The 18,104-nt window shown below is 69.5% G+C and carries 12 protein-coding genes, 1 tRNA gene and 4 pseudogenes; 9 read left to right on the forward strand and 8 right to left on the reverse strand.

The features are described from left to right. Window positions 1-194: 194 nt before the first annotated feature. Both ABZ471_RS36195 and ABZ471_RS36200 read left to right on the forward strand, forming a co-directional pair. The gene (locus ABZ471_RS36195) at window positions 195-656 is read left to right on the forward strand and encodes an ATP-binding protein (RefSeq protein ID WP_359072588.1); all 462 of its coding nucleotides are present in this window, start codon (window positions 195-197) and stop codon (window positions 654-656) included. Window positions 657-690: 34 nt separating this feature from the next. Further along, window positions 691-948 (forward strand): helix-turn-helix transcriptional regulator, encoded by a 258-nt coding sequence (locus ABZ471_RS36200; RefSeq protein WP_359072590.1) that lies wholly within the window; start codon window positions 691-693, stop codon window positions 946-948. A gap of 63 nt (window positions 949-1,011) precedes the next feature. On the opposite strand, the gene ABZ471_RS36205 is transcribed toward ABZ471_RS36200, so the two are convergent. Next, a complete protein-coding gene (locus ABZ471_RS36205; RefSeq protein ID WP_359072592.1) occupies window positions 1,012-2,673 on the reverse strand; it encodes a sigma-70 family RNA polymerase sigma factor in 1,662 nt (553 codons plus the stop codon). Window positions 2,674-2,954: 281 nt separating this feature from the next. Between ABZ471_RS36205 and ABZ471_RS36210 the strand changes: the two are divergent. Then, a pseudogene (locus tag ABZ471_RS36210) lies at window positions 2,955-3,809 on the forward strand (transposase). Window positions 3,810-3,971: 162 nt separating this feature from the next. Here ABZ471_RS36210 and ABZ471_RS36215 read toward each other — a convergent pair. Continuing rightward, window positions 3,972-5,081, reverse strand: a pseudogene (locus ABZ471_RS36215) (transposase); the annotation flags it as partial. 373 nt (window positions 5,082-5,454) lie between these two features. Here ABZ471_RS36215 and ABZ471_RS36220 point away from each other — a divergent pair. Continuing rightward, entirely contained in the window at window positions 5,455-5,838 is a 384-nt protein-coding gene (locus ABZ471_RS36220) for a hypothetical protein (RefSeq protein WP_359072594.1), read from the forward strand. 25 nt (window positions 5,839-5,863) lie between these two features. Here the strand turns inward: ABZ471_RS36220 and ABZ471_RS36225 are convergent. Continuing rightward, a pseudogene (locus ABZ471_RS36225) lies at window positions 5,864-6,541 on the reverse strand (IS701 family transposase); the annotation flags it as partial. A 264-nt stretch (window positions 6,542-6,805) separates the two neighbouring features. After that, a complete protein-coding gene (locus tag ABZ471_RS36230) occupies window positions 6,806-7,639 on the reverse strand; it encodes an NAD(P)H-binding protein (protein WP_359072596.1) in 834 nt (277 codons plus the stop codon). A 1,563-nt stretch (window positions 7,640-9,202) separates the two neighbouring features. Here ABZ471_RS36230 and ABZ471_RS36235 point away from each other — a divergent pair. Together ABZ471_RS36235 and ABZ471_RS36240 are read left to right on the forward strand one after the other, a co-directional pair. Continuing rightward, a complete protein-coding gene (locus ABZ471_RS36235; protein ID WP_359072597.1) occupies window positions 9,203-9,805 on the forward strand; it encodes a hypothetical protein in 603 nt (200 codons plus the stop codon). A 627-nt stretch (window positions 9,806-10,432) separates the two neighbouring features. Next, window positions 10,433-10,509: transfer RNA gene (locus tag ABZ471_RS36240), tRNA-Met, on the forward strand. A gap of 74 nt (window positions 10,510-10,583) precedes the next feature. On the opposite strand, the gene ABZ471_RS36245 is transcribed toward ABZ471_RS36240, so the two are convergent. Both ABZ471_RS36245 and ABZ471_RS36250 read right to left on the reverse strand, forming a co-directional pair. Continuing rightward, entirely contained in the window at window positions 10,584-10,733 is a 150-nt protein-coding gene (locus ABZ471_RS36245) for a hypothetical protein (RefSeq protein WP_359072599.1), read from the reverse strand. A gap of 191 nt (window positions 10,734-10,924) precedes the next feature. Then, window positions 10,925-12,271 carry a cellulase family glycosylhydrolase gene (locus ABZ471_RS36250; RefSeq protein ID WP_359072600.1) on the reverse strand — a complete coding sequence of 449 codons (1,347 nt, stop codon included), beginning with the start codon at window positions 12,269-12,271 and terminating at the stop codon, window positions 10,925-10,927. An 871-nt stretch (window positions 12,272-13,142) separates the two neighbouring features. Between ABZ471_RS36250 and ABZ471_RS36255 the strand changes: the two genes are divergently transcribed. Next, window positions 13,143-14,813 (forward strand): IS200/IS605 family accessory protein TnpB-related protein, encoded by a 1,671-nt coding sequence (locus ABZ471_RS36255; RefSeq protein WP_359072602.1) that lies wholly within the window; start codon window positions 13,143-13,145, stop codon window positions 14,811-14,813. A 94-nt stretch (window positions 14,814-14,907) separates the two neighbouring features. After that, window positions 14,908-16,152 carry a DUF2993 domain-containing protein gene (locus tag ABZ471_RS36260; protein ID WP_359072603.1) on the forward strand — a complete coding sequence of 415 codons (1,245 nt, stop codon included), beginning with the start codon at window positions 14,908-14,910 and terminating at the stop codon, window positions 16,150-16,152. Window positions 16,153-16,330: 178 nt separating this feature from the next. On the opposite strand, the gene ABZ471_RS36265 is transcribed toward ABZ471_RS36260, so the two are convergent. Next, entirely contained in the window at window positions 16,331-16,579 is a 249-nt protein-coding gene (locus tag ABZ471_RS36265) for a hypothetical protein (protein ID WP_359072605.1), read from the reverse strand. A 355-nt stretch (window positions 16,580-16,934) separates the two neighbouring features. Between ABZ471_RS36265 and ABZ471_RS36270 the strand changes: the two genes are divergently transcribed. After that, the gene (locus ABZ471_RS36270) at window positions 16,935-17,954 is read left to right on the forward strand and encodes a zinc-binding alcohol dehydrogenase family protein (RefSeq protein WP_359072607.1); all 1,020 of its coding nucleotides are present in this window, start codon (window positions 16,935-16,937) and stop codon (window positions 17,952-17,954) included. An 8-nt stretch (window positions 17,955-17,962) separates the two neighbouring features. Here the strand turns inward: ABZ471_RS36270 and ABZ471_RS36275 are convergent. Next, a pseudogene (locus ABZ471_RS36275) lies at window positions 17,963-18,104 on the reverse strand (RNA-guided endonuclease TnpB family protein); the annotation flags it as partial.

An 18,104-nucleotide genomic window follows, 5' to 3' on the forward strand; every position in this document is an offset into this window, starting at 1 on the left:
CAGCCGCTGACCAGTGATGTCTCAGTGCGCTGACGGCGTAGGCGGGGGCAGTGGCCCACCGCGGGAAAAATCTTCGACGTTTCTTTCCGAAAAGTGTTGGTCCCGGCGCGGCCCGCACCTCATGCAGGTGTCGGAGACCGGCGCGGCCCCCTTCCCAGCCCGCCCGGTCCGAACTCTTCCGAAAGGCGGCCGCCATGCTGCTCACCGACCGGCCGGACACCGAAGCCCCCCGCCTCCCCTCGGCGCCTGCCACCACCGACCAGACGGGCACCCTCACCCTCTCGTCCCAGGAAGTCCACGTCGCCACCTTCCGCCACTTCACCGACGACCTGCTCCACCACTGGGGCATCAACCAGGACGATCGGGACTCCGCCGTCCTCATCGTCGACGAACTGGCCGCCAACGCCGTCCAGCACGGCCACGCCGACACGACCCTGATCCTGGCACTCGACCACAACGTGCTGGTCATCTCCCTCACCGACTGGGGAGCCACCGTCGACCATCCCCATCCGCATGCCCAACTCGCATCCGACGAGCACGGCCGAGGCACCGGAATCATCGAGTTCCTCGCCCTGTGGACCAGGACTCACCACTGCCCCTGGGGCCGCCAGGTCCGCGTCGCCCTCCGCGTCACCGCCACCGGCTCCCGTCACTGACCCCGGCGACGACCCAAGATCCGCGAGGAACACCATGCTGCACTCCACTCAGCCCACCGTTCCAGGACGACCTTCTTCGACGGCCGCGGGGAAGCCGCCGCACCCGGCCCTGTCCCCCCGGGAACAACAGGTCCTGCAGCACATCGCCCAGGGCCACACCTACGCCGGAACAGCCCGGCGCATCGGCATCTCCGTCCACACCGTCGACGTCTACGTTCGCCGCATCAAAGCCAAATACGACCTCAGCACCCAGGCCGAACTCGTACGCCTTGCCCTGGCCCTCGACCTGTAGACCCCAACGTCAGCCCGCAGCACACCCGATCGATGTTGCGTCGATCAGCCCCGCTTTCACGACTCACTCGATGACCGGGTCAGACGAGTCGCCCCCCGGCGGTGATTCTGGGTTCTCGTCCTGGTCGGCTGGCGGATTTTCTGCCGGTGGCGGGTTGGGGTCGCCGCCCGATGACGGCGGATCCACCACCTCCGGCGAACTCGGACCACCACCCGACGACGGCTCATCCCCCACACCCGGAGAGACGGGCCCATCACCCTTCTCGGACGGGGTCGGCGCGGGGTCGCCCGCCCCCGGCGAGTCGGAACCCTCACTCGGCGACGGCCCATCCCCCACACCCGAAGAGTCGGGCCCATCACCCTCCTTGGACGGGGTCGGCGCGGGGTCGCCCGCCCCCGGCGAGTCGGAACCCTCACTCGGCGACGGCCCATCCCCCACACCCGAAGAGTCGGAACCCTCACCCTTCTCGGACGGGGTCGGCACGGGGTCGCCCGCCCCCGGCGAGTCGGAACCCTCACTCGGCGACGGCCCATCCCCCACACCCGAAGAGTCGGAACCCTCACCCTCCTCGGGCGGGGTCGGCACGGGCTCGCCCGCCCCCGGTGGGCTAGGACCATCCTTCTGTGACGGCGCATCCCCGGCCCCCGGCGAACTGGGACCCTCACCCCGCCCAGGTGGCGTGGGCACGGGGTCCCTCGGCGGGACGCTCGTGATCCCCGGGACAGGGCGTCCAGGTGCCTCCGCCCCCTCGGTCGCCCACAGCAGCGGGCCACCGATCAACACTGCAGCCCCCATCAGACCGGCCGCCGCGACCTTGGCGGGGATGGGAGTCAGCCAACGCGTCCCCGCACCGGGCAGCATCGGGAAACCGTTCTGGTCGAATTGGGTGGCCCGCCGAGCCACCTCCATCCGGTGTCCTGCCCCGGTCGGCTCCAGCACCGTCTGGAACGTCCGGTTGCGCAGCGTCGAGGGCAGCACCGGGAACGGCAGCAGGCTCAGCAGCGCGGAGGCACGGACGTCCCGGTCCTTGCGCTCGCCGCAAACCTCGCACTGGCCGATGTGCCGGCTGATCCGCTTGCGCAGGAGGACGGTCATCGTGCCGTCCCAGCCTTCAAGCATCTCGGCCAGCTCGGCGCAGTCCTGCCGCCCGTTGCGGGCCACGATCAGCGCGGCCACCGATTTCTCCAGCTGGCCCCGGGCCCGGGACAGCAGCGCATGGGTGTGGTTGAGGGACAGCCCCAGCACCGCTGCCAGGTCTCCGCCTTCCAGACCCTGGCGCGTCGCCAGCTCCAGTACCTCACGGTCCCGGGTATTCAGCCCCGCGAAGGCGTCCCGCACCAGTGACCGCAGCTCCTGGGTGCGCAGCTGCGCATCGAGATCGACGCTCTCGTCGCTTACTTCCTCCGCCGCTTCGATCCCGGTGGTCCGGCGCTCGCCGCGCAGCTGGTGCAGACACTCGTGCCGGGCGATCGCATACAGCCAAGGCCGAAGCCGCCCAGGATCCCGCAGCTGTCCGATCCGCTCATTGGCCAGCACGAAGGTGTCCTGCAGCGCGTCATCGGCAGCATCGGGGCTGTGCAGCACCGACCTGCAATAGCCGTACAGGCGACCGGCATACGTGTCATACGCGGCGGCCAGCCCCTGAGGGTCGGCGGCCCGGATGGCGGCCACGATCTCGCGGTCGTCCATTTCCTGGACGCCTGGTCCTCGGGAGTGTTTCGACATGCCTGGATCGTCATCCCGCCCCCGGCCTGGCCCCAGTCCCGACAATCCGTGACTTGACCGGACGCGCCCCCCGGGTGCATGGTCCGCTGCCCCGGCTCCGCTCCGGTGGGAGCTCGGTTCACCGCCCGAGATCTCAAGCACGGTCTCACAGAGCTTGTCGCGGCAGTCGTGTCGGACCGCTACCCAGGGACATTCTGGGGCTGTTGGGGCAGGAGTGTCCCTTGAGGTGTGTGTGACGCGGGCATCGTGCGTCAGTCCGTCTCGGTCATTACTGCCGAAACATGACGCGACACCGTCCGTATCCACCGACCTGTCCGACGCGCACGGAGAGCTGCCGGAACCCACGCTCACAGCGTGTCGGACAGAACGAACAGGCAAGGCCCTGGGCCCTGGACATCAGCCGTCCGCCCGAGCACGACCCTTTGCCGCATCATGGACGCCGTCCTCTGCGCCGACCGCACCGGCACCCCGTGGCGCTGCCAGCCACACGGTTTCGCTCCCCGGGGCGACGGTGTACGGATACGTCGCCGCCTGGCAGCAGGAAGGGATTTTCGGCCACCTCAACGGCCTGCTGCGTCGACGGGTGCTCGAGGCCGAGGGCCGGGATGCCGGACCGGGCGCCTGCGTGCTGGGCGCCCGGAACATCACGACCTCCACCCACGTCCCCACGACCGGCCAAGTCATCGACGCCGGTAGGAAAATCGCAGACCGCAGGCGCCACCTCGGCGTCGACACCCTCGGCCTGCTGCCGATCGTGCGGGGTATCGCGCCGACGTCTGCGACCACCGGCGGCATCCACTTGCTCTGTCACATCGCCGCCGCGAACCCTCGTATGACCAAGGCGTGGGCCGAACCGGTCATCGGACAAAGGGCCATCGACCACGGCGCCCGCCTCGGCATCCACGTCGCAGTCCTACAACCCGACCCGGGCTTCAAAGGATTCGAGGTGATCTCTGGGCGCCGGGCCGCGGAGCGGACCTCCGGCCGGCTGATGCACTACCGCCGGCTCGCCCGCGACGACGAAACCCATCCCCCACCGCTTGGAAGCCATGATTCACGGCGCGATGACCGACCCCATAAACCGGCGCCTCACCCACGCATCCACCCTCAACTGGCGTGACAGCCAAGCTAAATGAAACAGACAACAAAGATTGACGTCCTCCACGTCCTGAGGGACGTGGATTGCCCCATGAGGGGGTTCGGCTGGTCGCCCGGCTTAACGGTTCCGGCTTCGCGGACTGGCTGGTGCCGAGGTCTCCACAGGCTGACACGGCATGTCCTGCCGCGTGTTTGATGTTCTTCGCCGCGTTCACGTCGGCATGCTCGCGGTGTCCACAGCCTGCGGCTTTGCACTGGAAGACCGCTTGGCTCTCGCGGTTGTTCTCGGTGACGAAGCCGCAGGCGGAACACCGCTGCGACGTGTAGGCGGGATTGACCTTCACCACGCGCGTGCCCGTGTAGCGGGCCGCGCCCAAGAGGGCGAGTTCGAGGCGGTGCCATCCCTTGTCGAGGATGGCCCGGTTCAGACCGCGCTTCTGTGCGACCCGGCGGCCCGGCTGGGCAAGCGTGCCGGCCGCGGAGGCGGACATGTTCTTCGTCTTGAGGTCTTCCAGGACGACCAGGGCGTTCTTTGCCACGATCCGGGCGGCGGACTGCGCGCAGAAGTCCGTTCGCCTGTCGGTGACCCGGGACATGATCCGTCCCATGGCCGCGATGGTCTTGGCCCGGTTGGCGCTGCCGCGCTGGCTGCGGGCGAGCTTGTGCTGGAGCCGCCGGTAGCGGACGGCCTCGCCATCAGTGATGAACGGCCGGTCGTGGAAGTCGCCCTCGCTGGTGACCGCGCAAGTCTTCACCCCGCGGTCGATCCCCACCGCCGTATCCGGCATCGCGTGCCGCTCCGGGGCGAGGACGCCGTCGTTCACGAGGAACGACACGAACCAGCGTCCGCCCTTACGGGTCACGGTTGCGGAACGGACCTCGCCGCCGAGGGGACGGGACCAGCGAAAGCGGACCCATCCCAGCTTGGGCAGCTTCACCCGACCCCACTTGCGGCCGAGACGTTCCACCTCAACGAGTTTGCCCATCGGGAACCTAAACGACGGCGACCAACGCGCCTTCGAACGCCAGCGGACCCTGAACGTGCCATGCTCACGGCACGCCCCATCCAGATCGCGCAGAGTCTGCTGGAGGATGTGCGACGGCGCGGCCCTCAGCCACGCGTGCTCACGCTTGGCCTCGGCCAGCTCCGCAGCCTGCGGCACGTAGTTCATCCACGCGCCCCGGCGCCGGTACTCCCGCCGCTGCTCCAGAGCGGTGTTCCACACCGCCCGACAGACATCCGCGAACTCCCGGCACAGACCGGCCTGCACGGCTGTCAGCTCAAGCCGGTACCTCCGACCAGACAGCATGAAAACACCCCCTCCACCTGACCTGATCAACCTAGCCCAGGCCACTGACAACGCAGTGAACCCCGCCGCTATGCGGCTCCACTACAAGGATGAGCTAACCCCCGGCTAAAGCAGGGGGTCTGCGCTCAAGAGCAACGGATCACACGCTCACCGAGCAGCTGCTGTGAACCCGGACGTCAGGAAGCGATGGCTGCCCTGGTGCGATCTGCACCAGCGGCCGTGCTGGAACAAAGCAGAAAATCTCCGCAGAGTCCTGGGCCGAGCGAGCGAATCACGAATGCACCAGCGCGCCAAACGAGTGTCAAGGGCGGCTGTCTCGGCATCCTGTCGCCCGAGGCTCAAGTTCCCTGATACCAACGGAAGGTTCGGCCGAATGAAGTTGCCCAAGAGGCTTGCCACGATCAGCACCGCTGCGACGGCATTGTTCCTGTGCACTGCCGGCAGCTCCCAGGCTCAAGGTGACGGGGGGCTGCTCTCGCTCCTCGGCAGCCCGTCGATCGTTCTCGTCTGCTTGCCTGCAGGGCAGGTGGGACACGACAACACCTTCAACGGCGTCCAGAACATCAGCTGCAGTCAGTCGGGCACGGCACCAACCACAGCTTCCAGTGACGGAAAGGGCGGGGGCATCACCGTCACAGTGATCGACAACACCAACGGCAACAACACCGGCAACGGCAGCGGCAACGGCAACGGCGACACCGGCAACGACAACGGCAGCAATGACGGCAACAACACGGGCAAGACCACCGCGGGTTAGCACTCCAGCCGACAGTTCGTGATCTTCAGGTCCGGAGTGCGGCTTGCCGGCGGTAACGACTGCTTCCCCATCGTGCCTGATGGCGGCGTCGCCAGTCGGACCAGCCGAGCCGGTGGGCCGGACCGGGAAGGGGCCGAACAGCAATACTGACGAACAAGGTGCTGGATCTCCTTGCAGGCCAGCGGGATCAGGTCGTCCGGCATGGGGCGGTATGCGTGTTCGCCGGCGCGGACGACCGAGAGGAAGGCGTGGGCGAGCACCGCGAGGGCGACCCAGCGGGCCCAGGAGTGGAAGCGGCGGACCTGGTGCTCGTCGAATCCGGCCAGGCCCTTCCCGGCCTGGAAGATCTCCTCCACCCGCCACCGGGAGCCAGCGGCTGCGACCGCGGCGGCCAGGGACGCCGGCACGGTGACATGGCAGCGGCAGCAGGCGAGTTCACCGGTCGTGTTGCAGCCGATCAGCAGCTGGTGGCAGCCCGGTGCCTGTTCACAGAGGGCGATGACGGCCCAGTCGCAGAACCGCTGTCCCCTCCCGAAAGGTCCTGCCAGGCCCTCTTCGGCACCTTCTTCACCAGGGCATCGGCGCGGAACGTGCCTGCACCGGTGGTCATTTCGGTTGCGCAGGCCACCGCGAGGGCGTAGCCGACGCCGCGTTCTTCCAGCGCCGCGCGCAGGTTCGCATGGCTGCCGCAGACCTCATCCCCCTGGCCCAGCCGCCGCAGGGACGGCCGGTCAGTCCCACTCGGCGCCCGACGGCGCCGACCGGGCAAACGCGGACCGGGCAGGCCAGGACGGCCGCTGCGCTCGACGCGGTCTCAAGCCCGTGCAGCGCACACGGGCGTGGCCGTCCGGCACCTGGTGCCCGGCACGCCCACGCCCCATGCGGGGCCGGGCCGGGCTGCCAGGTGTCGGCGTACTCGTGAAAGTGCGCACCTGAGTACGGATGAACGTGCTCAGGCCCAGGCAGTTCAACGGAAGGCGTTGGCGTTCTCCGAAGCCCACTGCCGGAACGGGCGGGCGGGCGTTCCAGTGATCCGTGCAACCGTGTCGCGCACCATCAGCAGCTCGTCGTTCACGTCCCCGCCCGTGACGTCGAGCACCGCGTCCGCGGCCTCGGCGCCGAAGACCGCGGTCATCTGTGCGTGGGCCTGCTGGCGGCTGATTTCGGCGAAGGGAACCTCCCGACCCAGTGCTGCCGCGATGGCCTCGACCTGTTGCCGGGCGGTCACCGGCTCTGGACCGGTCAAGGCATACGTGCGTCCCTGGTGGCCGGGCTCGGTCAGGGCCACCCGTGCCACCGACGCGATGTCCGCAGGATGGATGGTCGGCAGCGCGGTCTCGGCGTACGGCGCGCGGACGGTCTCGTGGCCCCGGATGGAAGCCGCCCACATCAGGGCGTTCGAGGCGAACTGCGTCGGCCGCAGGATCGTCCAGGCCATGCCGCTTGCCTTGAGCAGTTGCTCCACCGCCAGGTTCTCGCCGGCGGGGCCGAGGTGCGGGTGGGTCTGGGCGGTGATGGACGACACCAACACGACATGCTCCACGCCCGCCTGCCGGGCGGCTTCGAGTATGTCGGCGTCTGAGCCCAGACGTGACACAAGAAACAGCGAGCGCACCCCTTGAAGCGCGGGCTTCAACGACGCCGGCTCTACGAAGTCGCCCTCCACGGCCTCGACCCCATCGGGGAAGACGGCCCGTGCGGCATCACGGGTGAACCCCCTCAGCGGCCGGGCACCGCGCGCGTGCAGCTCCTTCAGCAGGGCACTGCCTATGTTTCCGGTGGCTCCGGTCACGAGGATCATGGGCGTGTCTTCCCGTCATTAGATGATCAAGTAGGCGACACGCTAGAACCTCAATCATGCTTCAGGTCAAGGAGTGCCTGGCCACTCCCGCCGCTGGGCACGTACATCCGTACGCGACTGGGCACGTTCATGTGTGCGCCGACACCAGGGGCGCCGCCCGCATTGCCGTTGCCGCTGTTGTTGCCGTGGGCGTCACCGCCACGGTGAGGGCTCTTCAGCCGCCGTGGCCTCGGTCGTGGTGACCGACGCCGCTCGTGCCGGACAGCACCGTCAAGGCCGCCGGCGCGTGCTGCTCGACAGCGAACGCACCAGCGGGAATGAGCGCGCTTGCGGCCGTCGGCGCGGTGGCAGCAGCCGGCATCACACAACGACGGGCACGAGACGTGCGAGCGCAGGACGCCCCGGAAAAGAAAAAAGGGAAAGCCGACGAGAGGAAGGAAGACTGTTCGCTTTTCCTGGACGGTGCGACCCGGTCGAAAGGCACGGAAGCCGGCACCCGATAAATACCGGGCCCTGCGGACCGCTGCTGCGTCGCCCTGCGGACAACTCCTGCGCCGAGAACCAGCACGTCAAGCAAGCCCGCTGTACGCCGCATCACGGATGTACAGGGCATGCCAGGCGGGCGGTGGCAGCCGGGACAGCGCAAAAACCCGCCGTCGCTGCCGCGCCCCTTCCTCGGCAGCCCACAGGGGGGCGCCACCACACCGCCCCCGGCCCGCAGCCGGTACCCGCCCTGCGACGTCACATCGGCCGGCCCCCTTGAGGCGGGGGCGGCAAGCCGACCGATGGGCAACGCGGCGACGGCCTCCAGGCCCGGCCGGCCCGCCACGAGCACGCGGCACACCTTTGCCCCCTCTGCAAGGCCGGTCCGGCCCGGCGCCGCTCGGCGCCCGCCCAGGAACACCTCCAGCTGCCTCCAGCTGCCTCCAGCTGCCCACGGCCGCCCCGCCGCCTCAGCCGGCACGGCGGCCCCGTGCGGCCAGGCCCCGTGACACCCGCCCCCGCCGTCCGGCACCAGGCTCCGCCCTGCTGACGGTGGTCTGACGCCTCCGGCGTCGTGGCACGGCCGCCGCATGTGAGCGGCCATCCCCCGGCCGCGGCCGCAGAACACCGAATCCCCCGGCGGGAGCCTGCCGCCGTTCGGGGCGCGGGTGACTGCCCATCCGAACCAGCCGCGAGGGACAACCCGAGCGGCCCCCCGACGACCAGGACCGGGGCAGCGTCAGCTGCCCGGCCGCCGGCCCGGGGCGCCCCTCTCTGCCTGCCGGCCCGACCGGCGGTCGGGCCGCGGACGGCCCCCGCGTGCCGGGATGGAACAACCCTCGCCGCGGGTGTCAAGTCCCGACTTTGCGTGTCACGTAATCCCGGGACGTGACCCGACTGCCCTGTCCGGGGGTTAATTGAGGCACCGGTTCACAGAGGAAAAGAAATCCGGCAGCACCGACCGGAAAAGAAACCCGGCGGTGCGATTGCGGGACCTTTACGTCCCGCCCAGGAATTCCCCTCGGGCATGGACGGGGAAATTCCTCAATCGTTCACCATTTCTCATCAAGGAGAATTCTCATGGCTCACACCTCCAATACCCGTCGCCTTGTGATGATCGCCGTCTCCGCCGTCCTGGCCGCGGGAGGTGCCTCGCTGTCCACCACCGCCTTCGCCGCCGAGCATGCGGCGGCGCCGCACATGGTCGTCGCTGGCGACGGCAACGGCAGCGGCAACGGCAACGGCAACAAGGGCAATAACAACGGTTCCCACAACGGCAACCACAACACCGGCAGCAACAACGGCTCCCACAACGGCAACGACAACGAGGGCAACGACAACGGCTCCCACAACGGCAACCGCAACGAAGGCGACGACAACGGCAGCCACAACGGCAACCACAACACCGGCAGCCGCAACGGCTCCCACAACGGCAACCACAACACCGGCAGCCGCAACGGCTCCCACAACGGCAACCACAACGAAGGCGACGACAACGGCAGCCACAACGGCAGCCACAACACCGGCGACGACAACGGCAGCCGCAACGGCAACCACAACACCGGCGACGACAACGGCTCCCGCAACGGGAACGACAACGACGGGAGCGGCAACGGCAGCGACAACGGTAACGACAACGACGGGAGCGGCAACGGTAGCGACAACGGTAACGGCAACGACTGACGCCTGACCGCGGCACGTCCCGCATCTGGCCGGATGGCAAGGGCAACAAAGCCCGCCATCCGGCCAGACAGACGCATGCCCGCGCACCGCATTGGCGAAGGCCACGCTGACAGGGGCGCTGGATCCGTATCGGTCGGCTGAAACAGAAACAGAACCCCGATCTGCACGAACCCGGCAAGATGAACCCGCAAGAGACCGCGAAGCAGACCCGCCCGAATCCACTCGGCTGACCGGCACGCCGCCGTGGGCCAAACCCCAGGCGATCAACAGCGCCGCCCCGGCGGCACCGAACCCGGCACCGCCGACGACGACGTCCCTCGACGGACCGAGACCGTGTTGCGGTAATCGACCCGGTACCGGGCGAGATTCATTTCACAGTTGGCCCCGTGGATAGCACGCCGAACTGAACCGGCCCTGGGACCCCAGCAGGACATGGACGGCTGTGGATGCGCACCCAGGAACTCGGGGACGTCCGAGGGGAATCTGCTGGGTTCCGGCCTGGTGCGTTGTGGTGGTGCGCTGTCGAGGCAGCCTTCGAGTTCCCTGTAGGCGCCTCGCCCGCACCTCCTGCCCGGCCCGTGTCCGTGACATCCCCGCCCGGCGCATGACGTAAGCTGGGTGCACCGACGCGGGGTGGAGCAGCTCGGTAGCTCGCTGGGCTCATAACCCAGAGGTCGCAGGTTCAAATCCTGTCCCCGCTACCAACGCACCGGCCCCCTCGACGCCAGAGTCGAGGGGGCCGGAGGCATGTGGGGCGCGGGCCTACGGAGTGAGCCGGTCAGCGGGTAGAGATCTGGTACTCGCCGACCCGGAAGGCATCCGTGGCGCCCCGGGCCGTGGGCACGGCATCCCAACTGTCGAGGGCACCGTGGAGGCGGTCCACCTGCCGGCGGCCGCTCTCGCGGTCCGGATGGAGGCGGTGGGCCATGCCCCAGCTCGGCAGAGGGCTACGGCTCGGCCGGCCACGTCGTCGACACGGTGCGGGTCTCCTCGTCGGTGAAGGTGCTCCGTGGTCCGGGCATGCTGCCAACCGAGCCGATCATGCCGCCAGGGACCGGGACAAGATCAAAAAGGCCCGCAATGCCCTGCAGCCGGGCCCGAGGCCGGTCGACCGGGCATTCAGCCGTGCCTGACGGTGACGTGCACCTCGCCGCCCGGGGCTGCCAGCACCCACGCCCTGCCTGCTGACCTGCGCAGCACGACCGCACTGCCGCCGACCGTGATCTGCCAGGGGCCCTGGGGCAGGGACAGTTCTGTCAGCCGGGAGCCGTGCCGGGCCGCGCTGTAGGCCAGCCGGTATGTGGCGTCGGCGGGGTTGTAGGCGGCGGAGCGGACCGTTCCTGCCACGGTCTGCGCGTACGGTTCGGCGGTCAGCTCTTTGTTGGTCCGGAAGGCGCCCGAGGCGTCGAGGGCGCAGTACCCGCCGCCGTAGCACCAGGTATAGCCCGCCCAGCCGGAGCTGTAGCGGCCGAGCGAGGCCATCGCGTCGCGGTAGAACCGGTTCATGTTCGGCAGGGAGCTGTCGAGCGGGCCCCACTCCCCCACCACGACCGGGACCTTGTACTGCTTCGGATACTCGGTGACGGCCTGCTCGTAGGCCTCGATCCAGCCCGCCCCGGGGTCGTAGTCGGCACCCGCCTCCATGGCGGCGTTGTAGAAGTGCGGCGCGTACACCACCTTCGGGTCGTCGATGCGCCCGAGGCCGGTCGGTTCGCCCTCGCCCACGATCGGGGTGGGTTCGACGAACACCCAGGCGTCCGGGTCGGCCGAACGGACCGAGTCGGCCAGACGGTTGTACATGGGGGTGAGCTGGTCACGCTCGATCCGGCGGGCGGCCGTGGGCAGGTCTTCCCCCTGCTGCAGCTCGCCCATCGGCTCGTTGATCAGGTCGTAGCCGAGGACCGCCGGGTGGCGGGCGAAGCGAGCGGCGAGGACCCGCCACGCCCGAGCTTGAGCGCGTCGCAGATCCTGGTCCTGGTAGAGATGGGTGAAGGCGCGCTGGACAGCGGGCTCGAAGTACTCGGCAAACCAGTCGCCCGGATGGGCGGTGAACGGCAGCCCGTCGGTTCTGGTCGCCCACTCGGGTATGCCCCGGTGGCCGAATGCGGGTCCGAAGACGTCCTGATGGGCGTCGATCACCACCTTCACGTCATGCCGAGCGGCCCAGTCCACGATGCGTTCGATCTTCCGCAGATACCTCTGGCTGTACTGGCCGCGCTGCGGTTCCAGGTCGTCCCAGAAGACCAGTAACCGGGCGAAGTTGAAGCCCTTGGCCCGCATGTCGCCAAAGTGGCGTTCGGTGACGGCCGTCAGGGCCTCATCGCCCCGGTGCGCCTTGTCCTCGACGTTCCAGCCGCGCAAGGTGAGCACACGCCCGTGCCGGTCGGTGAGCGCGGGTATGCCGTGCGCGGCCCGTGGGGGGTGGGCGGTCGTGGGGGCAAGGAGCGCGGTGACAACCGCGCTCACCGTCAAGGTCGTTCGGAGCACCACGGGACGCCTCCGGGCCGTCGGGGTCGAGGCGGCATCCCATCAGCAGCCGGAGCCTGTCTTCAAGTGATGATGCAAGCCATTTCAGCGCGGACAGTGCGCAGGAGAGGGCGGGGGTGCGTGTGCGTGCGGGTCACGGGCAAGTGCGGTTCAGCACGCGGGCACTGTGCCGGGCCCCTGACCGGCCAACACGACAGCCCGCCCCGGGCGCACCGGCTGGCACCGCCCCAGCCATCCGAAGGAGGTTCTGTACCTTGCTCCTGACCAGGGGCCGGATCGCCGGCCAGACTGGTGCCAATCGAGTGGCAACGGTCATCTCCTTCCCGGCAAGCAGCAGCGCCCGGTGTCCAGTTGACCCGCGCCCCGGCGTCGTCCGCCAGCACGAGCAGGCGCGTCCATGCGGGTTGCACCTGCGGCGCGGACGAATCGAAATCGGCGCTTTCACCGTTGTCCAGAGCATCCATCACCACGGTGAGAAAGGCCGCTCGATGCACCGCAACACACTTCTCCTCGCCCTCTGCGCCCTCCTTACTGCCGCCGCAACAGGATTCCTCGCCACCACCGCCCTCCACAGCCGCCGCGCATCCCACTGACCGTGACTCTGCTGCGCCAGCCAGACGTTCCGGCACGCCTGATCATGGCCCCCGAACAAGCCGGCCAGGTGCCCGGGATACGGCCCAGGTCGTCTCCGACGGGCCGTGTGCGACCTGTGCCCTGGGGAAGTGGCTCCGGAATACGGATCCCTGGCGAGCCCGGCATCGCCTCTGCGGTCTGACCTCCTTCTATGCTCGCTTGTACGGCTGCCGCTCGGCCAGGAGCCGCGCTCGCAAGGCGCTGGAAGCCGCCGGGCATGGCTGACTCCGGGCTGCGTACGATCGATGCGCCGTTCGTCGCTCCCGGACCTTCGGGCGTGGCGATCCGCGACCGTCTCAAGGGCCTCATACCCGGGGACCAAAAGGTGTTACGTCTGGTCGGTGCACATCTGGGCTCGCTCGCGTCGAAGGATCTCAAGACGCGGTGCGCGCAGGGCCTGGAGCACTCCGCCGACACGTGGTCGGTGCGAAAGCGTGAGCTGACGGCGGTGTCGTCGTCGCGGTGGGCCGGTGCGATCACCAAAGCGTCGCATGATCAGTGGGCACTGGCCCGGCGCGGGCAGGTGGCGCATCTCCACAGTCTCGAAGCGGGCATCAAGACGATCACGCACCAGCTGTCCCTCCCGATCGAGGAGAAGGGCAGCAAGCGGGCTCCGGGCGGCTACCGCAGCAAGCGGGAATGGTTCGCCAAGACCCGCCGACTGCACCTGCTGGAAGACCGACTCACCACTGTTCGCTCTGATCGTGAGGCCGGGCGTGTGCATGTGGTGAGGGGCGGGAAACGCCTCGCACGCAACCGGCACCATCTGGAGAACACCCAACTGACCGAGACTGAGTGGCGTGAACGCTGGGAAGCGGAACGCTGGTTCCCCGCCGCTGACGGCGAGTCCGGGAAGAGATACGGCAACGAGACGATCCGTATCACTCCCGACGGCGAGATCAGTATCAAGCTCCCCGCTCCGCTCGCCGCTCCGGCCAACACCAGGCATGGCCGGTACGTCCTCGCCGCAAAGGTGCGTTTCCCGCACCGGGGCACCGAGTGGGCCGACCGGATCGAAGCCAACCGGGCAGTCGCCTACCGCATCCTCCCCCACTCTCGACTTCGCTCGAGCGGGGGGACCCCCACCGACGCGGCCCGTGGACGCTGGTATCTGACAGCTTCCTGGCAGCGCCCGCCTTCGAAGGCAATCCCGATCCAGGCCGCGCTCGCCCACGGTGTGATCGGTGTGGACACCAACGCCGACCACCTCGCCGCGTGGCGGCTGGACGTGCACGGCAACCCGATCGGGCAGCCCCACCGCTTCTCCTACGGCCTCAGCAGATCGGCGGCTCATCGTGACGCCCAGATCCGGCATGCTCTGTCCCGGCTGCTGAACTGGGCCAAGACCTGTGGCGTCGCCGCCATCGCGGTCGAAGATCTGGACTTCGGTGCGGAGAAGACCCGCGAGAAACATGGCCGTAAGAAGCGGTTCCGGCAACTGATTTCCGGCATGCCCACCGGCAGACTCCGCGCCCGCCTGACCTCGATGGCCGACGCCACCGGCATCAGCATCATCGCCGTCGACCCGGCCTACACCAGCCGGTGGGGCGCCCAGCACTGGCAAAAGCCCCTCACCAGCAAGAACCGCAAGACCACCCGTCACGATGCCGCGAGCATCGCGATCGGACGACGCGCTCAAGGGCACCCGATCCGGCGACGGACGACACCGCCCCCTGCTCACCGGAGTGATGAACAGGGGCATCGGACCGTCCAGGCCGACCAGCGTGCTCTCGGGCGTGAGGAGACCCGCCCCCGCATCCCCGGACCACGGACACGATCCGTGCCGCCGGACGCGCAGCGAACGCGGGCAACCAGGACACCCAAAACCGTTCGGGATGTCCGCAGTGACCAGGAATGGGTCCAAGACTCACTCCTGCCCACTGATTAGGAACGGTTGAGTACCGGCCGTGAAGTGGGGGATTTTGCGCCCTGCTTCGGGTCGGACTTGCAGCCCGGGTGGGACTATATGATCAAATCTACCGATGCGTACCCCCCACATACAGACGCATCATCCTGCTCAGTCGGACGGGCCTTTCACCGAAAGGGTTCCGCCCAGGCGCAATCCGTACGACGAACTGGCCTCGCTGGCAGACCATCCGCTGGACGGCTTCCTCACCGAGGACAGCACGCCGGCCCCGCGGGACGACGACGCCGAGGAGCCCTGGACCCCGCCCAACCACCGGCGCGGCAGCCGCCGTCGCAACCGCGCCACCGGCCTGCCCACCGTGGCCCGCGTCCTCGCCTGGGTTCTCACGCTCGCCTGCCTCGTCACTCTGGCCGACCGCTGGGCGCTGCTCTACGCCGAGCACAAGGCCTCCGAACGGCTCAAGGACGAGCTGCATCTGGCCGCCGCCCCCGAGGTACGGATCGGCGGCTTTCCCTTCCTCACGCAGCTGGCCGCACGGCGCCTGGACTCCGTCCACGTCACCGTCCCCGACATCCCGGCCCACCGGGTCACCCTCACCCAGGTCACCGCCACCGCCAACGGCATACGCATCGACGGCGACGGACCCACCACGGTGCGCGGCGCTCTCGTTCGGCAGGTGCACGGTCGGGTCCTGCTGTCCTTCGCCGACATGAACCGCGAACTCGGCGCCTCGCAGGTGGCCTTCACCGCCCAAGGACCCGGCCGCGTGCGGGCCCGCGGCGCGCTGCACATCGCGGGCCACGACCTGCGCGTACGGGCCGACGTCCGCATCCGGCTCGACGGGGAGCGCGGCATCGCCACCGCCGTGGACGGCATGCGGGTCGACATCGGTGACCTCGCGACGTACCGGCCCGGCACCGGCCCCGCCGAGGGCCTCCATCTGACCGGCGCCTCAGCGCGCCGGCTCACCCGTCAGGCGGAGAAGGTCAAGGCCATGCTGGCCGTGCCTCAGATCGTGCACCGCCTCGGCGTCCCCGACAGCGTGGTGCGCGCCGCACTGCACGACGAGGACAGACTCCACCAACTCACCGGCGCGCCGCGCTTCCTGCACGACCTGACCCGGGTGAACCTCGTGGACGCCGCGCTCGCCCATCCGAGGCTCTTCGAGCGGCTGGGCCTCGACCTGTCCCTGCTCACCGCACTGACCAAGCTCACCCGCCCCCAGATCGCCGACCGCTTCTCCTTCGCCTTCCAGCTCCCGAAACCACCTGCGGGCTCCCTGCACCTGGAGGGCGTGACGGTGGACAAGGACGGCATCCGCGCCGACGTGTCGGGGACAGGACTGCTCCTGGGCCGATGAACGTACCCCTCCTGTGCAGGCGGCACCTGATCCGTTCCTGTGCAGGCGGCACTTGATCCGTGCCCGGCGGCGTCCCGTTGCCGGCGCACTGTCGGGTGGTTGCGGTGCAACGTCCTCCTTTCCTGCGGCAACGGGTGGAGGGCATCCGGCATGCCGTGGACGCTGCCGGAACCGGTGATCACCGTTGCGGTGGACAGCCCGGCCCCGCCGCCCGGGTGGGCGGCAGGGCCGAGGTCATGGACAGGGTTCGGGGCTGTCCGTGTCCGCCGCGGGCCGAGGGGAGCAGCAGCCGCAGGCCGATGGCGTCCGGGGCGGCGTCGATACCGAGGCCGTCGGCGACGCGGACCCGGGGCCGGCCTTCCGGCCATGCCTTGTCGAGGAATGAGGGAGCGAGCAGCCACGTCCGCCCGGAGAGGGGGTCGCGCATGACGGGCCCGTACCGCTCGGGGTGGAGCAGGCTGGTTCGCCCTCCTGTCGGCGACGATGCCGGCCGCCGAGTGGCCGCCGGTGTCGTCTTGGCCTCCCCGTGACAGGGCACGGTCGTCCAGACCGCCACGGACTCCCCCAGGGGGCCGCAGCCAGGTCTTCTGTGTCCTGGACACCCTTCGGAATGTGGTCACCCGTACACCCCACGCACTCGACCAGCGGGGGCCTCGAAGCCCTCGGCGCGGTGTGGCACAGAGCTCACGGCCCGCAAGGACGCCCGGCAGCGGTGCCGCGCGGCGGGCCGTCGTCCCGGCCCACACTGGAAGGGGGCAGTCGCGGATGGGACGGGACAGTCGATGCGCGCATGGGTGGTGGACCGGCCGGGGCCGATCGAGCGGGAGCCGCTGCGGTTCGTGGAGCGGCCGGTCCCGGTGCCGGGCTTTGGCGAGCTGCTGGTGCAGGTGCGGGCGTGCGGCGTGTGCCGTACGGATCTGCACGTCGCCGAGGGCGACCTGCCAGTGCGCCGGGCGGGGGTGACACCCGGGCACGAGGTGGTCGGCGTGGTCGCCGGGATCGGCGCGGGCGTGAGCGGCTGGGCGGTCGGCGACCGGGTGGGAGTGGCGTGGCTGCGCCGCACGGACGGCACCTGCCGCTACTGCCTGCGCGGCAACGAGAACCTGTGCCCCGGTTCCGAGTACACCGGCTGGGACGCCGACGGCGGCTACGCCGAGTACACGAGCGTGCCGTCCGCCTTCGCCTACCGGCTGCCGGCGGAGGTGGACGACGTCGCGCTGGCGCCGCTGCTGTGCGCGGGCATCATCGGCTACAGGGCGCTGCTGCGGACGTCACTGCCGCCGGGCGGTCGCCTCGGGCTGTACGGGTTCGGCGGCAGCGCCCACCTGTGCGCGCAGGTCGCGCTGGCGCAGGGGGCCACCGTGCACGTCCTGACCCGCGACGAGGCCTCACGGCGGCTCGCGCTCGACCTCGGCTGCGCGTCGGCCGGCGGTTCCCACGACCGGCCGCCGGAGCCGCTGGACGGCGCGATCCTGTTCGCGCCGGCCGGTGATCTCGTACCGGTGGCGCTGCGGGCGCTGGACCGGGGCGGGGTGCTGGCGGTCGCGGGCATCCATCTCAGCGACGTCCCGGTGCTGCACTACGAGAGCGAGCTGTTCTATGAGAAGGAGCTGCGCAGCGTCACCTCGAACACCCGGGAGAACGGCCGGGAGTTCCTGGACGTCGCGGCCCGGTACGGCGTCCGGGCCACCACGCACCCCTACCCGCTCTCCGAGGCACAGCGGGCGCTCGGCGATCTGAAGGCGGGGCGCTTCGACGGGGCGGCCGTGCTGTTGACTGCTCTCCTCCCTGGAGAAAGGTGATTCCTGGCTCAGGCTGCCTGCTGAGGCGGCGCCTCAGCGGGTCTTGCGCCCTCGACACCAGCCGGGTTCAGACCTGCCCGGACGAGCATCACGCGGGCGGAGTTCTTGTCCCTGGGGGATACGGCTGCGCACACGGTGCAGGCATACGTT

The organism is Streptomyces sp. NPDC005728, assembly GCF_040630895.1.
In the GTDB taxonomy this organism is placed as follows: Bacteria; Actinomycetota; Actinomycetes; order Streptomycetales; family Streptomycetaceae; genus Streptomyces.

Bases quoted from the DNA above. Each gene is read 5' to 3' on its own strand.
- ABZ471_RS36205 (WP_359072592.1), bottom strand. From the start codon at position 2,673: ATGTCGAAACACTCCCGAGGACCAGGCGTCCAGGAAATGGACGACCGC.
- ABZ471_RS36200 (WP_359072590.1), top strand. From the start codon at position 691: ATGCTGCACTCCACTCAGCCCACCGTTCCAGGACGACCTTCTTCGACG.
- ABZ471_RS36265 (WP_359072605.1), bottom strand. From the start codon at position 16,579: ATGCGCGACCCCCTCTCCGGGCGGACGTGGCTGCTCGCTCCCTCATTC.
- ABZ471_RS36260 (WP_359072603.1), top strand. From the start codon at position 14,908: ATGCGTACCCCCCACATACAGACGCATCATCCTGCTCAGTCGGACGGG.
- ABZ471_RS36195 (WP_359072588.1), top strand. From the start codon at position 195: ATGCTGCTCACCGACCGGCCGGACACCGAAGCCCCCCGCCTCCCCTCG.
- ABZ471_RS36220 (WP_359072594.1), top strand. From the start codon at position 5,455: ATGAAGTTGCCCAAGAGGCTTGCCACGATCAGCACCGCTGCGACGGCA.
- ABZ471_RS36270 (WP_359072607.1), top strand. From the start codon at position 16,935: ATGCGCGCATGGGTGGTGGACCGGCCGGGGCCGATCGAGCGGGAGCCG.
- ABZ471_RS36255 (WP_359072602.1), top strand. From the start codon at position 13,143: ATGGCTGACTCCGGGCTGCGTACGATCGATGCGCCGTTCGTCGCTCCC.
- ABZ471_RS36245 (WP_359072599.1), bottom strand. From the start codon at position 10,733: ATGGCCCACCGCCTCCATCCGGACCGCGAGAGCGGCCGCCGGCAGGTG.
- ABZ471_RS36230 (WP_359072596.1), bottom strand. From the start codon at position 7,639: ATGATCCTCGTGACCGGAGCCACCGGAAACATAGGCAGTGCCCTGCTG.
- ABZ471_RS36235 (WP_359072597.1), top strand. From the start codon at position 9,203: ATGGCTCACACCTCCAATACCCGTCGCCTTGTGATGATCGCCGTCTCC.